The organism is Micromonospora sp. B006 (assembly GCF_003408515.1).
Classification (GTDB): Bacteria; Actinomycetota; Actinomycetes; order Mycobacteriales; family Micromonosporaceae; genus Micromonospora; species Micromonospora echinospora_A.
In genome coordinates, this window is sequence record NZ_CP030865.1 from 4,752,463 (window position 1) to 4,767,299 (window position 14,837).

13 protein-coding genes and 2 tRNA genes are annotated in these 14,837 nt (G+C 72.5%); 5 read left to right on the top strand and 10 right to left on the bottom strand.

All coding sequences use genetic code 11. From position 1 onward, the window contains the following. The first annotated feature begins 113 nt into the window (after window positions 1–113). Window positions 114–1,439 (top strand): ABC transporter substrate-binding protein, encoded by a 1,326-nt coding sequence (locus MicB006_RS21300; RefSeq protein WP_116508449.1) that lies wholly within the window; start codon window positions 114–116, stop codon window positions 1,437–1,439. Between the two features lie 66 nt (window positions 1,440–1,505). Here MicB006_RS21300 and MicB006_RS21305 read toward each other — a convergent pair whose 3' ends face one another. The 7 genes from MicB006_RS21305 to MicB006_RS21335 all read right to left on the bottom strand — a co-directional run bounded on the left by MicB006_RS21305 (window position 1,506) and on the right by MicB006_RS21335 (window position 7,911). Continuing rightward, window positions 1,506–1,754 (bottom strand): hypothetical protein, encoded by a 249-nt coding sequence (locus tag MicB006_RS21305; RefSeq protein ID WP_091422247.1) that lies wholly within the window; start codon window positions 1,752–1,754, stop codon window positions 1,506–1,508. Window positions 1,755–1,860: 106 nt separating this feature from the next. Then, a tRNA-Met gene (locus MicB006_RS21310) sits at window positions 1,861–1,934 on the bottom strand. Window positions 1,935–2,072: 138 nt separating this feature from the next. Beyond that, window positions 2,073–2,146, bottom strand: a tRNA-Met gene (locus MicB006_RS21315). 50 nt (window positions 2,147–2,196) lie between these two features. After that, complete coding sequence (locus MicB006_RS21320; RefSeq protein ID WP_116508451.1) at window positions 2,197–3,126, bottom strand: hypothetical protein; 930 nt, start codon at window positions 3,124–3,126, stop codon at window positions 2,197–2,199. Further along, window positions 3,116–3,625 carry an RNA polymerase sigma factor gene (locus MicB006_RS21325; protein WP_116508452.1) on the bottom strand — a complete coding sequence of 170 codons (510 nt, stop codon included), beginning with the start codon at window positions 3,623–3,625 and terminating at the stop codon, window positions 3,116–3,118. The genes MicB006_RS21320 and MicB006_RS21325 overlap by 11 nt, the downstream gene beginning before the upstream one ends. Before the next feature lie 148 nt (window positions 3,626–3,773). Continuing rightward, window positions 3,774–6,770, bottom strand: coding sequence for a UPF0182 family protein (locus tag MicB006_RS21330; RefSeq protein WP_225980442.1), 2,997 nt, complete (start codon window positions 6,768–6,770; stop codon window positions 3,774–3,776). Between the two features lie 127 nt (window positions 6,771–6,897). After that, window positions 6,898–7,911, bottom strand: coding sequence for a PDZ domain-containing protein (locus MicB006_RS21335; RefSeq protein ID WP_192900114.1), 1,014 nt, complete (start codon window positions 7,909–7,911; stop codon window positions 6,898–6,900). 115 nt (window positions 7,912–8,026) lie between these two features. On the opposite strand from MicB006_RS21335, the gene MicB006_RS21340 reads away from it, so the two are divergent. After that, window positions 8,027–9,298 carry a zinc-dependent metalloprotease gene (locus MicB006_RS21340; protein WP_083664743.1) on the top strand — a complete coding sequence of 424 codons (1,272 nt, stop codon included), beginning with the start codon at window positions 8,027–8,029 and terminating at the stop codon, window positions 9,296–9,298. Window positions 9,299–9,519: 221 nt separating this feature from the next. Here the strand turns inward: MicB006_RS21340 and MicB006_RS21345 are convergent, their stop codons facing one another. Together MicB006_RS21345 and MicB006_RS21350 are read right to left on the bottom strand one after the other, a co-directional pair. After that, entirely contained in the window at window positions 9,520–10,140 is a 621-nt protein-coding gene (locus MicB006_RS21345) for a hypothetical protein (protein WP_116508455.1), read from the bottom strand. Between the two features lie 186 nt (window positions 10,141–10,326). Next, window positions 10,327–10,848 (bottom strand): M48 family metallopeptidase, encoded by a 522-nt coding sequence (locus MicB006_RS21350; protein WP_116508457.1) that lies wholly within the window; start codon window positions 10,846–10,848, stop codon window positions 10,327–10,329. A gap of 471 nt (window positions 10,849–11,319) precedes the next feature. Between MicB006_RS21350 and MicB006_RS32415 the strand changes: the two genes are divergently transcribed. From MicB006_RS32415 to MicB006_RS21360, 3 genes are all read left to right on the top strand, one after another. Continuing rightward, the gene (locus MicB006_RS32415) at window positions 11,320–11,487 is read left to right on the top strand and encodes a DUF5679 domain-containing protein (protein WP_007464795.1); all 168 of its coding nucleotides are present in this window, start codon (window positions 11,320–11,322) and stop codon (window positions 11,485–11,487) included. Between the two features lie 176 nt (window positions 11,488–11,663). After that, the gene (locus MicB006_RS21355; RefSeq protein WP_152037860.1) at window positions 11,664–12,776 is read left to right on the top strand and encodes a TOMM precursor leader peptide-binding protein; all 1,113 of its coding nucleotides are present in this window, start codon (window positions 11,664–11,666) and stop codon (window positions 12,774–12,776) included. Window positions 12,777–12,786: 10 nt separating this feature from the next. Then, window positions 12,787–14,133 (top strand): AarF/ABC1/UbiB kinase family protein, encoded by a 1,347-nt coding sequence (locus tag MicB006_RS21360; protein ID WP_116508461.1) that lies wholly within the window; start codon window positions 12,787–12,789, stop codon window positions 14,131–14,133. A 316-nt stretch (window positions 14,134–14,449) separates the two neighbouring features. Here MicB006_RS21360 and MicB006_RS21365 read toward each other — a convergent pair whose 3' ends face one another. Further along, window positions 14,450–14,815: a WhiB family transcriptional regulator gene (locus MicB006_RS21365; protein ID WP_073828771.1), complete on the bottom strand. Its 366-nt coding sequence runs from the start codon at window positions 14,813–14,815 to the stop codon at window positions 14,450–14,452. Window positions 14,816–14,837 lie beyond the last annotated feature (22 nt).

A 14,837-nucleotide genomic window follows, 5' to 3' on the forward strand; every position in this document is an offset into this window, starting at 1 on the left:
ACACCATGACCGGCGGGGGCGGCCCGGCGCGCCCACCGGCGGTCCAGCCCGGCGTTGACACCCCGCCGGGGGCCGGTGAAATGATCCGTCCACCGACGTTCGGAGAGAGATCCGTGCCCGCAGCGCAGTCCGTACCCCGTCCCGGCCTCGACCGACGACGGCTTCTCGGCGCGCTCGCCGGGCTTCCGCTGCTCGGCGGCGGGCTGCCGGCGCTGGCCGGGTGCAGCCCGGAGGAGACGGCCGCCGACGACGGGCCGGTCGAGCTGTCGGTGTTCTGGTGGGGCGGCGAGCGGCGGGCGGCGGCCACCGAACAGGCGCTGCGCCTGTACTCGCAGCAGAACCCCCGGGTGAGCTTTCGGGTCACCTGGCAAGGGCTGAGCGGCTACTACGACCGGCTGGCCACCCAGGCCACCGGCGGCAACCCGCCGGACCTGTTCCAGATCGACGACACCCTGCTCGCCGAGTACGCCGGCCGGGACATCCTGCTCGACCTCAGCCCGTACGCCGCCGACGGGCGGATCGACCTGCGCGAGGTGCCGGCGCAGCTGGCCCGCTACGGCCAGGTGGACGAGCGGACAGTGGGCGTGCCGGCCGCGCAGACCAGCGCGGCGCTGGTGTTCAACCGCGCGCTGCTGCGCCGGCTGGACCAGCCCGAGCCGCGCACCGGCATGTCCTGGAAGGAGTACGTCGCCTGGGCCGCCCGCGTGACCCGCGCCTCCGGCAACCGGGTGGCCGGCGCCATGGACGCGTCCGGCGACTACCGGGCGCTCTGGCTCTGGCTGCGCGGCCAGGGCAGCGAGATGTACCGGGGGCGGCAGCTCGGGTTCAGCTCGGCCGAGCTGCTCGACTGGTTCGAGTTCTGGGAGGTGGCCCGCTTCAGCCGGGCCACCCCGAGCGCGGCGCTGGTCGAGCAGGCGGACAGCGGCGAGCTGGCCCGCCAGCTCGTGGTCACCGGGCACACCGCCGCCTCCTTCGCCTGGTCGCACCAGTTGCCGGAGCTGCAACGCCTGACCGACGACGAGCTGGCGGCGGTGGCCCTCCCGGGCACGCCCGCCGCCCAGTGGCCCCGGGCGTCGATGTACTGGGCCGCCTTCCAGGGCACCCGCCACCCGGAGGTGGTGGTGAACGTGATCGACTTCCTGACCACGAACGTGGCCGCCGGCCGGCTCCTCGGCGTGGAACGCGGCCTCAACGCCAGCAAGCAGGTGCGCTCGTTCGTCGTCGCGGACGTGACCGACCGGTCCGAGAAGCGGATGGCCGCGCTCGGCGCCGAGCTGGACGAGCTGGCCGGCCCGTCACCCACGCCGCCGCCCAAGGGACACGCCAAGGTCCGCACCCTGCTGATCGACGCGGCCGAGAGCATCCGCGGCAAGCGCTCCGGCGCCCGCACCGCGACATCCCGCTTCATGGCTCAGGCCAACGCCGCCCTGGCCAGCTGACCCTCTCCCCTCCGCCCGCCCCGGAAGGGCGACCGGGCGGCGGGGAGGGCGGGCGCGGGTGTGAGGTCAGCGCGGGGGGCGGTTGCGGCGGTTGCGGGTGAGCAGCACCACCAGCAGCACGATGCCGCCGACCACCACGAGGCAGCAGAGCAGGCCGAGGAAGCCGAACCCGCCGCGGGAGCGACGGCGCGCGGCCTCCACCACGATCTCGCCGGTGCCCGACGACGCCCAGGCCGCGACCGGCACGAACACCGAGAGCACGACCGTACCGAGGACCGCGCCCAGGCGGCCCCACCACTTGTTCCATGCAGACATGCCCCCATCCTCGCCGAGACACGCAACCGGGGCACGGAGGACGGGGCGGATGTCGCCGGACACGGCGAAGGGCCCCGGAAAGAATTCCGGGGCCCTTCGTCACGAGTAGCGGGGACAGGATTTGAACCTGCGACCTCTGGGTTATGAGCCCAGCGAGCTACCGAGCTGCTCCACCCCGCGTCGGCTCGTAAAGCTTATCGCACTCCGATCCTGGAGATCAGCCGGGTCCCCGATTCCGCGGCCGGGCTGCGCGCGGACCGGCGGCAGGCGGGAACGGCGAAGGGCCCCGGAGAGAACTCCGGGGCCCTTCGTCACGAGTAGCGGGGACAGGATTTGAACCTGCGACCTCTGGGTTATGAGCCCAGCGAGCTACCGAGCTGCTCCACCCCGCGTCGGCTCGATAACCGTAGCGCACCGACCCGGGGCGGCGCAAAACGGGTACTCAGTCCAGCCACCGCCGGATCGCCTCGACCGCCCGGCGGCTGTCCGCGTCGAACTGGGCGCGCTCGGTCGAGGTGCTCTCCCAGCCCTGTTCCCACAGCACCGTCACCACGTCACCGACGCGGATCGCGCGGATGAGGTGCACCTCGTCGCCGCCGCTCGGATCGCCGTTCGCGTCCCGGTACGGCGTCCGTGTCTCGAACAGCACCGACTCGTCGCCGTATCCGGTGTCGGGCAGCAACTGCTGCCGTACCGTCACCGACGGCCGCCCCCGGGCGGGCTGCTCGGGGCAGGCCCGGACCGCCGCGCGCAGCTCGGCCAGCGCCGCGCCGGCGCCGCCGGCCCGGTAGATCGTGATGCTGTGCCGGTAGTTGCCGGACGGCACCTCGTCGGCTGGGGCCCCGGTCCGGCGGTACGGCAACGACCGGGCCCGCTGCGCCACCACCCGCTCGTCGGCGGGGCTCGCGCCGCAGAGCACCGGCAGCACCGGTCCCGGGCCGAAGTAGTGGCCGGTGCCGGCGTCGTTCGCGGCGGGCATGACGAAGAACGCCCGGTCCGGGACGGTGGTCGGGGTGGCCGGGGCCGGAGGCGTGGTGGTCACGGCCGGGCTCCGCGAGCCGGGCGTACGGCCGACGGTCGGCGACGGCGGGGGCGGTGACGACGGCGCGACCGAGGGCGTGGCGGTGGACGGCCGCGGGGTGGGCGTACCCGCGGGCGGCGGAGCCGGGTTCGGCGCCGGCCCGGCGGCGAGCACCAGCTGACTGCCGGCCACCGTGCCGCCGACCAGCCCGGCCACCGCCAGTACGGTCAGCGCGGCGCGGCGCCGGGCCCAGCGGTCGGCGCTGCGGCGCAGCCGGTCCGGCGCGGGCAGCACCCGCTCGTCGGTGTCGGCGGCGAGGGACCGGTAGTAGCGGTGCAGTTCAGGCGACATCGTTGACCTCCAGCTCCTCGGCGGCGACGCCGGGCAACAGCTCGGCCAGCCGGGCCCGGCCCCGGGACAGCCAGGACTTCACAGTGCCGGCGGGTACCCCGGCCTCCCGGGCGATCTCCTCCACCGGCAGGTCGAACAGGTAGTGCAGGGCGAGCGCCTGCCGGTGCCGGGGCGGGAGCTGCCGCAGCGCCCCGACCAGCAGCACGGTGTCCTCGCCCGGCGGGCCGACGTCGGGCGGTGGCCCGGTGCGGCTGGCCGCGAGGCGCCACCCGCGCAGCCGCCGGAACCGGTCGGTCGCCAGCCGGCTGATCACCAGCCGCAGCCACGCCTCCGGGGCGGGGTGGGCGGCGAGCTTCGCCCACTGCCGCCAGGCCCGCGCGTACGCCTCCTGCACGAGATCCTGGGCCTCGGCCGGGTCGCCGGCCACCGCGTAGCCGTACCGGACGGCCCGCCCCGACGTGCTGCGGTAGAAGTCGTCGAAGCTGCTCGCGTCCCGCATGTGCCCTCCCGCCCCCACACGTCCACCTGCACTGTTGACGGCGCAGTGGGGTCCGGGGTTGCGGGCGGGGAGTCCGGAAGACGACACGAGCCCGGGTCCGGGTGACCGTTGCGGTCCCGGACCACGGGCTCGTGGTGTCGGCTCGGCGTCAGCCGCTCGGTGTGGGCGCGGGCGACGTGGGCGCCGGCGGCGAGGCGCTGCCGGACGGCGCCGGGTTGCCCGAGCCGTTGGCGGCGGCCTGGGCCTGCTGGAACGCGCTCATCGCCTCGTCCAGCGCCTTCAGCGCGCGGCCGTACCGCTCGAAGTCGCCGGACGCCTGCGCGGCCTTGACCTCGCCGATCGCGGTCTGCACCCGGGCGGCCGCCTGAGCCAGCTCGCCGGTCACCGGCGGGGTGTTGGTGTCGCCCCCGGTCGGCGTCGGCGTCGGCGTCGGCGTCTCGTTGTCGTCGGTGCTCGGCGGCGGGTTGTTGTTCGGCGCCCGCTTGCCCTGTTCGACGAGCTGCTTGATGCCGTCGTTGAGGTTGTTGGCGAGCACCACGTACGAGCCGCCGTCACCGTAGGAGAGCAGCACCTTCTGCAGCAGCGGGTACGCGTCCTGGTTGCTGCTCTTCACGTAGACCGGCTCGACGTAGAGCATGCCGTCGGCGAACGGCAGCGACAGCAGGTTGCCGTACTGCACCTGGGCCTGGTTGGAGGAGAGCAGGTTGAGCTGCTGCCGGATGTCGCCGTTGTTCGTCATCTGCTGGTGCACCTGCGTCGGCCCGGAGATCCGGGTCTGGTCCGGCAGCTCCAGCACCTCCAGCTGGGGCTTGCCGTCGACGTACGAGCCGGAGACCAGCGCGGCGAGGTTCTGCCGCCCGTTCGGGGTGACCGCGGAGGTCAGCTGGAAGCGTGGCCCCTCCTGCCCGGGGAACTGGGTGAAGAGGTAGTACGGCGGCTGCTTCTGCCCGCTGTCCGGCGCGTCCGGCACGTTCGGCACCTGCCAGAAGTCCTGGCCGGAGTAGAAGTCGCCCGGGTCGGTGACGTGGAACTTGGTGAGCAGGTTGCGCTGCACCTTGAACATGTCCGCCGGGTAGCGGAAGTGCTCGGCCAGCTCGGCCGGGATGTCGCCCTTGGGCAGCACCAGGTCGCCGCCGAACGCCTTGTTCCACGCCTTGAGCACCGGGTCGGTGTCGTCGTACGAGTAGAGCTTGACCGTGCCGTCGTAGGCGTCGACTGTCGCCTTCACCGAGTTCCGGATGTAGTTGACGTTCTCCCGGGCGAGCTGGAACGTGCCCCGGCCGGTCAGCTCGTCGGCGGTCTCCGCCTGGAGGTTGACCCGCTCGGCGTACGGGTAGGTCGCCGCCGTGGTGTAGCCGTCGATGATCCACAGGACCCGGCCGTTCACGACCGCCGGATACGGGTCGCCGTCGAGCGTGAGGAACGGCGCGACCTTCTCCACCCGGTCACGCGGGTTACGCACGTAGAGCAGCTTCGAGTTCTCGTTGACCGCCTCGGAGAGCAGGAAGTTCGGCTCCTGCTCCTTGATCGAGTAGAGCAGGCGGCGCGGGAACGAACCGATCTTGACGCCACCCTCGCCGCTGTAGGTGTAGTACTGCTCGCCGCCGGTGGAGGTGGGCCGGTCGAACTCGACGTTGCGGTCGCCGTTCTGCCCGACGATCGCGTAGTCCCCCGGCTCCATCCGCTCGCCGTAGTAGATCCGCGGCTGCTGGGCCGGGATCTCCTCGGCCGGCGAGGAACACGCCTCCTGCGCCTTCTCGCCCAGGAAGCCGGAGACGAAGTACGGCTGCCCGCCGCAGACCACCTGGTTCGCCGGGGCGGCCACCAGGCCGTACCCGTGGGTGTAGACGGTGTGGCGGTTGATCCAGTTGCTCTGCTGGTCGGTCAGCTCGCCGTAGTTGATCTCACGGACGCCGACCACGTAGTCGGAGGTCTTGTCCTTGACCGAGTACCTGTCGATGTCCAGCTTCGAGCCGAAGTCGTAGAAGCCGCGGACCTGCTGGAGCTGGGTGTACGTCTCGGAGACCAGCTGCGGGTCGAGCAGCCGGATGTTCTGCACCACCGAGGTGTCGGTGGCCAGGCTGGCGGGTGGAACGAGATTGCTCGCCGCGTACGGTGTGGTCTTCGTGCCTTCCAGGCTGAACGCGGTACGGGTGGCCTTGATGCTGCGTTCGATGTACGGCGCTTCCTTGTCCCGGGCGCTCGGCTTGACCTCGAACGTCTGCACGGCCCACGGGTAGATGCCGCCGATCGCGACAGCGGAGACGCCGAGCAGGGCGAGCGAGATGCCCGGCCAGACCAGGTTCCGCATCACCGCGTTGGAGAACACGATGATCGCCAGCGCCACCAGGACGGAGATCCAGGCGAGGATCTCCTTCGCCGGCAGCAACGCGTTCACGTCGGCGTAGCCGGCGCCGTAGAGCTTGGCGCCCTCGTTGTACTCCAGCAGCATGGCCCGCCGGTCCAGCACGTACGCGATGGCCTTGAGCAGCACGAAGACCGCGACCAGCGAGCTGAGGTGGGCGCGGGCGGCGTTCGTCATCCGGTCGCCGACGCCCTGGAGCCGCACCCCGCCGAAGATGTAGTGCACGGCGAGCGCGCCGAGCAGGGCCAGCACGACAGCGGTGAAGCCGACACCGAGCAGGTAGCGCCAGAACGGGAGCTGGAAGACGTAGAAGCCGACGTCGATGCCGAACTCGGGGTCCTTCACGCCGAAGTCGCCGCCGTTGCGGAACAGCAGCCACTGGCTCCACCGGCTCTGCGCGGACAGGCCGGCGAACAGCCCGACGACGGCGGCGGCGAGCGCGATCCAGGTGCCGAGCCGGGGGCTCAGGAGCATCCGGTAGCGCTCCAGCGTGGCCTGCTCGGCCGAGTGCGGGCGCATCCGGGGCCGGAGCCGATAGGCCAGCCAGAGGTTGCCGGCGACGATCAGCGCCATGCCGACACCGATCACCAGGAACAGCAGCAGCCGGGTGGCGAGGACACCGGTGAAGACCTGGGTGTAGCGGACCTCGTCGAACCAGAGCCAGTCCGTCCACGCGTTGACGCCCCAGCCGAGCAGGGTGAACAAGACGAACACCCCGACCAGAACACCGATGGTGACGCGTCCGCGTCGGCTCATCCTCGGCAAGGGACTGCTACGCATGACCACTGTTGGCTCCGCACGCTCGATGTGATCGGCTCCGACCAGGCACCAAGAGTACGGGGTCTTCCTGAGCACGTCGGGTCAAGGTCACGTCACGATCGGCACAGCAGCCGTGGTCCCGGCCGGTTCAGCAGCGCGTCGGCTGTCCCCCGGCACGCAGCGCCTCGAGCGCCGTCAATGCGTCGTCCAGCGTGGCGACCTTCAGCATGGGCAGGCCCGGCTGCGGGTTGCGGACGGCCTCGGCGCAGTTGTCGGCGGGCACCAGGAACGCGCTCGCGCCGGCCTCCTTGGCGCCGACGAGCTTCTGGGCGATGCCGCCGATCGGGCCGACGCGGCCCTCGTCGTCGATGGTGCCGGTACCGGCGATGATCTTGCCGCCGGTCAGGTCGGCCGGCTCCAGCTTGTCGATGATGCCGAGCGAGAACATCAGCCCGGCGCTCGGCCCGCCGATGTCCCCCAGGTCGATCTTGAGGGTGAAGGGGTGCGGCTGCTGCTGGTCGATCTCCACGCCGATCCGCGGCCGGCCGTCCTGCTCCTGACTGGTCACGGTGGCCGTGCCGGGAGTGTCGCCGCGGGTGTAGCCGATCTTCAGCGCGGTGCCGGCCGGCTTCGCCCGGATCAGCTCGGTGAGCTTGGCCGCGCTCGTCACCGGCACCCCGTCGACAGAGGTCAGCACGTCGTCGGGCCGGAGCACGTCGACCGACGGACCGCCCGGCGTGACCGCCTTGACCAGCACCTTGATCGGGTAGCCCAGCTCACGCAGGGCGGCCGTCTCGGCGCTGGTCTGCGAGTTCTGGAAGTCCTCGGCGTTGCGCTTCTCGACCTCCTCCTGCGACTGCCCCGGCGGGTAGACCAGCTCGCGCGGCACCACCGCCTCGTCCGAGGAGAACCATCCGGCCAGCGCCGACCGGAGCCGCACTGTCGGCTGCACACCGACCGTGGTGAGACGGAGCTGACCGGCGGACGTCGACGTCGCGCGGCCGGTCACCTGGATGACCTCCTTGCCGTCCTCGGTGCCCAGCGTGTTCACCGTCGGACCGGGGCCGAGCACCACGTACGGCAGCGGCACGCTCAGCACGCCGACGCTGAGCAGTGCGGTGAGCAGGGCACCGAGAAGGACGGTCACGCCGCGACGTCTCATGCGCCAGAGCGTACCGATCCGTACCCCGCCGCCCGGCGCGGTGACCCGAGGACTTCGCCCTCAGCGCAACGCCGAGTGGCACGACCTGCGGCGGCGCGCGCGTACCGTAGAGGTCGTGCCTGATATTCCGTTCGGTTTCGCGCTCCCGGGTGGTCAACCACCGGACCCCAACGATCCCGCGGCGATGCAGCAGTTCATGTCGCAGTTGCAGCACCTGCTCTCGGCGCCGGGCAGCGGGCCGGTCAACTGGGACCTCGCCCGGCAGGTAGCCGCCAGCCAGCTCGCCGCCGCCGGCGACCCGGCGGTCTCGCCGTTCGAACGCAACGCGGTCGAGGAGGCGCTGCGGATCGCCGACCTCTGGCTGGAGCCGGCGACCTCGTGGCCCTCCGGCATCCGCACCTCGGTCGCCTGGAACCGCAACGAGTGGATCTTCAAGACGCTCGACGTGTGGCGCAAGCTCTGCGACCCGGTCGCCAGCCGGATGGTCGGCGCGATGGGCGACCTGGTGCCGCCGGAGGCCCGCGCCCAGCTCGGCCCGATGCAGTCGATGGTCGCCACGCTGGGCGGCGCGCTCTTCGGCGGCCAGCTCGGCCAGGCGCTCGGCTCGCTCGCCGCCGAGGTGCTCTCCGCCGGTGACATCGGCCTGCCGCTCGGCCCCGCCGGCACCGCCGCGCTCGTCCCCGCGAACATCAAGGCGTACGGCGAGGGCCTGGAGCTGCCCGAGGACGAGGTACGCCTCTACGTGGCCCTGCGCGAGGCCGCCCACCAGCGGCTGTTCCAGCACGTGCCGTGGCTGCGCGGGCACGTGCTGACGGCTGTGGAGAACTACGCCGCGGGCATCCGGGTCAACCGGGAGGCGATCGAGGAGGCGATGGGCCGGGTCGACCCGACCGACCCGGAGTCCATGCAGGCGATCGCGCTGGAGGGCATCTTCACGCCCGAGGACACTCCCGCGCAGAAGGCGTCGCTGGCCCGGCTGGAGACCGTCCTCGCCCTGGTCGAGGGCTGGGTCTGCCACGTCGTCGACAGCGCCGCCGGTGACCGCCTCCCCAACGTCGTACGCCTCGGCGAGGCGTTCCGCCGCCGCCGCGCCGCCGGTGGCCCGGCCGAGCAGACGTTCGCCGCGCTCGTCGGTCTCGAACTGCGGCCCCGCCGGCTGCGCGAGGCCACGGTGCTGTGGGCGGCGCTGACCGAGCACCGCGGCATCGCCGGCCGGGACGCGATCTGGGGCCACCCGGACCTGCTGCCCTCCGACGACGACTTCGCCGCGCCGGAGGCGTTCGCCGCGACCAGCACCGATCTCGACGACGAGCTGGCCAACTTCGACTTCTCCGCGCCGGGCGCCCCGGAGGAGAAGTCCCCCGGCGAGGACGACGACAAGCGCTGACGCGGTACGCGAACGGGCCCGCACGGTTCCACCGTGCGGGCCCGCCCACATCCCGCCCACATCCCGCCCCGCTCGCCCTCGCCCTCGCCCTCGCCCGCCGATCTTGGAGTTGTGGCGCCCAGGATGCCCGAGTGGCGCCCTTTGCGAGGTGCCACAACTCCAAGATCGGCGGAGTGGCGGTGCGCGGCCGCGGGTGAGGCAGCGGGTGGGGGCGGCAGGGGTCAGGCGGGGCGGCCGGACAGCAGGGCCCGGGTGGCCTCCCAGCCCTCGACGGCCAGGTCGAGCGCGGCCAGGTCGGCGGGGCCGCGCATCCGGCGCCAGCCGGCGGTGACCGCCACGTCCCCCGGGCTCGGCGCGGCCCGGCGCACCTCGGCCGGCCCGGTCGTGTCCAGATCCAGCGCCGGCAACCACGCCGGTACGGGCAGTCGCGCCGCCACTCCCAGCAGCCCGGTTCCGCTTCCCTCGGCCGGGGCCACCGCCACCGGCCGGGTGGTCAGCGGCCGCAGCAGCTTGCCGAGCGTCAGCCCGGGCACGTCCGGCGCGTCGGCTGCCACCACTGCGACCTGGTCGTAGACCGCCGCCGAGCCAACAGCGGCGAGCGCCGCGAACACCGCGTTCGGCGTCGGTTCCGGCACCTCGTACACCGGGGTGCCGGGCCAGACCACGGCGTCGGCCAGCCATCGGTCCGGCGCGGTGACCGCGACGGCGGTCTCCACCTCGTTCAGCGTGGCCAGCAGGTCCACCACGTCCTCGGCGAGGGCGGTACGCCATCGCGCCGGCTCGATTCCGGGCGGCGTCCAGGTCACCGGGCCGAGCAACGCCACCACCACACGTCGGGACACCCGCCGACCCTAACCCCGGCCCCCCGCCGACCTCGCGCCCGCCCGCGCGGTACGCGGATCCCGCCCGTTCTCGACGATCATGAGGTTGGCGGTGACGAAACGGACGGATCAACAGGTCAACCTCATGATCGACCGCGCGGAGCCGGGGCCGAGGGGGGCGGGGGCGAGGGCGAGGGCGAGGGGCGGTCAGGGGATGGCGGCGGTGGCGGCCACGCCCTCCAGGTAGCCGCGGGCCCGTTCCGCGCGCGGGTACCGGGCGACCAGCGCCCAGAACTCGGCGTTGTGGCTGGGCACGATGAGATGCGTCAGCTCGTGCAGGAGGACGTAGTCGATCACCCAGTCGGGCATGTCCTGGATCCGGTGCGAGATCCGGATGGTGCGGTCGGCGGGGGTGCAGGAGCCCCAGCGGCCGTTCTGATTCGTCACCCAGCGCACGCTCGCGGGCACCGCGGCCGAGCCGTACTCGGGAAGGTAGCTGTCGATCAGGCGGCCGGCGCGGGCGAGCAGTTCGGCGTCCGAGCGGGCGAAACGGCCCTCGCGGGCGGCGAGCCGGGCCAGCATCCGGTCGACCCACTCGCTCTCCTCGGCCCGGGAGAACTGGTCGGGGATCAGCACGACGACGCGCTCGCCGTCCCGGTACGCGGACACCGTGCGCCGCCGGCGCTGGCTGCGCCGTACCTCGACGACGGGCTTCCGCGTCACGGCCATTACCGGCCCGCGCAGCCTCGGTTGACTGTCACGATGGAAAGCTAATGCGTACTGACCAGGACTCCGCAAGAGTCAACACGACGACACGCGCCCGGAAAATGGCGGTTGATTGTCAGGAGTCCAGAAAAAATTCTTTGCGATGGTAGGTGACCATCACCTAGCACCCCTCTGCAACGTTAAGTGATCTACGGTGAGTGACCGGCGTCAGGGGCACACGAAGGGGATCTGGGCTCTTTTACCCGGCGTGTCCGCGCGAAACTGACTTATCCGACGTAACTCGGCATGCACACTCTCGACGTCGACTTGCTCACAGAGTCGGCGTACAGCTGACATGGAACCGCCCAGACCTGGGTAGGGTCCGCCAACCACGGTCAGGTGACTGATCGTGGAGAACCCCCCGGCGCCGACGTCACGTTCGGCCGCAGGGAGACCCGCCGGGACACTTCCGGCGGACGAGACGAGGAGGCTACCGTGGCCGACCAGGCCCAGACCTACAACGGTTACTGCGTGAAGTGCAAGGAGAAGCGGGACTTCGAGGGGCACGTGGAGGTCTCGAAGACCGGCATGAACATGGCCAAGGGCAAGTGCCCGGTGTGCGGCACAACAGTGAACCGCATCCTGGGGAAGGCCAAGGTCTGACCCGAACCGCGCACACGGGGAGGGTGGCCGAGGGCCACCCTCCCCGTCGTGTAGCCGACACAGTTACCGGCTAGTTGTGGAAAACCGGCGAGATCCTGTGGACAACGCTGGCCACGGCTCGCCGCACCTGTGGACAACGAACGACGGAGCGCGTGGAAACGGTCACGATCAGTGGCGTGACCGACTCGACACCGCTCGTCCGCCCGACCCTGCTGCCCGGCCTGACCCGGCTCTGGCGCGACCGCCGCACGCTCCAGCTCGGTGAGCCGCCCGGCCGGGCGGTGCTGCTGGAGATGTCCTCGCCTGGGACGGCCCGCCTGCTCGACCTGCTCGACGGCACCCGCAGCGAACGCGCCGTGCTGGCCGAGGCGGGCGCCGCCAAAGTCCCGCCCGACGAGGCACGCGCCCTGCTCGACACGCTCCGGGACGCCGGGCTGGTGGTGGCCGCCCAGGCCCTGCTTCCCCGTGACCTCGCCGGAGCGGTCCGGGCCCGGCTGGTCGCCGAGGCCACCGCGCTGGCGCTCGCGTCGCCCGATCTGCCGGGCACACCGGCCCGGCTGCTGCGCCGCCGCCGTGCCGCCCGGGTGCTTGTCACCGGCACGGGACGACTCGGCGCGGCGGTCGCCGTCGCGCTGGCCCAGGCCGGCGTCGGGCACGTCGTACCCGATCTGGCCGGCCCGGTCGGCCCCGGCGACCTGGTCGGGACCGGCCTGACCGCCGCTGAGCTGGGCCGGCCGCTGGCCACGGCGGTACGCGCGGCGCTGGACCGGTGCGCGCCCGGAACTGTCACCGGCCCGTCTCGGGCGACCCGGCCGGATCTGGTGGTGCAGCTCGGCGTCGACCGTCCGGCCGAGCTGCTGGCCAGCGGCTACGCCCGCCGGCGCCAGCCCCACCTGCTGCTCGACCTGCGCGGCGGCGTACCCGTCATCGGTCCGCTGGTCCGCCCGCCGGTCGGTCCCTGCCTGCGCTGCCTCGACCTGCACCGGGGCGACCGGGATCCGGACTGGCCCGCGCTCGCCGCACAGCTCGCCGCCGACCGGGGCGAGCGGGCGTGCGCCGCCACCACCCGGCTGGCCGCCGCCGCATTCGCCACGGCCGAGGTGCTGGCGCAGCTCGACGGCGGCCATCCGGAGACCCTTGGCGGCGCCGTGGAGATCCCGGGCCCGGGCCGCGTCCGTCACCGACGGTGGCCGCCGCACCCCTCCTGTGGCTGCTGCCGGCGTCGCCCGATCCGGTCGGCCCCGGCCGCTCCCGGCCGCACGGCAGCAGCGGAGGCCCTGAGTCGGTAACAATGGCCGGGTGACCGACATCCCGCGCCGGGCCGTGTCCCGCACCGCCAAACTCGCCGCCCTGCCGCTCGGATTCGCCGGTCGAACCGTCCTCGGCATGGGCAAGCGGGTGACCGGGCTCGCGTCCGACGTCATCTCCGCCGAGATCCAGCAGCGCACCGCCGAGCAGCTGTTCAGCGTGCTCGGGCAGCTCAAGGGCGGGGCCATGAAGTTCGGCCAGGCCCTGTCGGTGTTCGAGGCCGCGCTGCCCGAGGAGGTCGCCGCGCCGTACCGGCAGGCGCTCACCAAGCTCCAGGAGGCCGCGCCGCCGCTTCCTGCGGCCACCGTGCACAAGGTGCTCGCCGAGCAGCTCGGCCCGGACTGGCGAGACCGGTTCGTGGAGTTCAACGACACTCCGGCCGCCGCGGCCAGCATCGGCCAGGTGCACCGCGCGGTCTGGCGCGACCCCGGGTACGGGCCGAACGGCGGCCCGCTGCACCGGGACGTGGCCGTGAAGATCCAGTACCCGGGGGCCGGTGACGCCCTGCTCGCCGACCTCAAGCAGCTCTCCCGGCTCGGCGGCATGTTCCGGGCCATCCAGCCGGGGCTGGACGTGAAGCCGCTCCTGGCCGAGCTGCGCGAGCGCATCACCGAGGAACTGGACTACGAGCTGGAGGCGGAGTCGCAGCGGGCGTTCGCCGCCGCGTACGCCGACGACCCGGACATCTTCATCCCGGAGGTGCTCGACGCCGCGCCCCGGGTACTGATCACCGAGTGGGTCGAGGGCATCCCGCTGGCCCAGATCATCCGGGAGGGCACCGAGGAGCAGCGCGACGAGGCCGGCCGGCTGATGGCCGAGCTGCACCTCTCCGCGCCGGAGCGGGCCGGGTTGCTGCACGCCGACCCGCACCCGGGCAACTTCCGGCTGCTGCCGGACGGGCGGCTCGGTGTGATCGACTTCGGTGCGGTGGCCCGGATGCCGCAGGGCACGCCGGAGCCGATCGGCCGGATCGCCGCGCTCGCGCCGCAGGGGGACGCCGACGCCGTGGTGGAAGGGCTGCGCGACGAGGGCTTCGTCAGCCGCACCGAGTCGATCGACGCCCCGGCGGTGCTCGACTTCCTCCGCCCGATGCTGGAGCCGATCGCGGCCGACGAGTTCCGCTTCACCCGGGCCTGGCTGCGCGCCGAGGCGACCCGGCTGGCCAGTCCCCGCTCCCCCGCCTACCAGCTCAGCCGGCAGCTCAACCTGCCTCCGTCGTACCTCATGATCCACCGGGTCACGCTGGGTTCGATCGGGGTGCTCTGTCAGTTGGAGGCGAAGGCGCCCTACCGGTCCATCCTGGAACGCTGGCTGCCCGGCTTCGCGCCGGTGCCCTGAGCACCGGCTGAGCACGCAACGGCGAAGGGGCGGTGACCAGCAGGTCACCGCCCCTTCTTCACGCGATCGTTCTACAGGACGCCCAGGTCGCGGGCCGACTGGCTGCGACTCCGCATGGCGACGTTACGGGCGGAACGGGTTGCCTCAGTGCTCGTGGTGGTGCGACCGGCCTGAGGCCGGCGCATTCGGGCCCTGGACAACGCTTCGTGAAGTAGTTGCATCTCAAATCCGTTCGGCAGGTTCAGCATCAGGGTTTCTCTCTCAGGTCGGCCGGTGGAGGGACACCGGCATCGGTCGGTTTCGGAACGTAGGTGTGTCAGGCTGCCAGCCGGACGGCGCTACGCGACTCGGACAGCCCACTGGCCGCCAGTCGCGCCTCCGCCTCGACCCGGAGCTGGGCGTCACGGGCGAGGTCCTCCTTGCGCGGACGGCCACGGGGCCGCTTGCGCGGGACGACCGCGCCACGCTCGAAGATCTCGCCGCCCCAGACGCCCCAGGGCTCGGCTCGCTCGACGGCACCGGCCAGGCACTCGACGCGCAGCGGGCAGTCCCCGCAGAGCGACTTGGCCAGCTCCAGCTCGGCGGGCGAGTCGGAGAACCACAGGTCGGGGTCGAACTTCCGGCAGGGCAGGTTCGCCTCCACCTCGACGCTCACGTCGAGTGGGGCCAACGCCAGACTCATCCTCCGGTCACCTCTCTCTCAC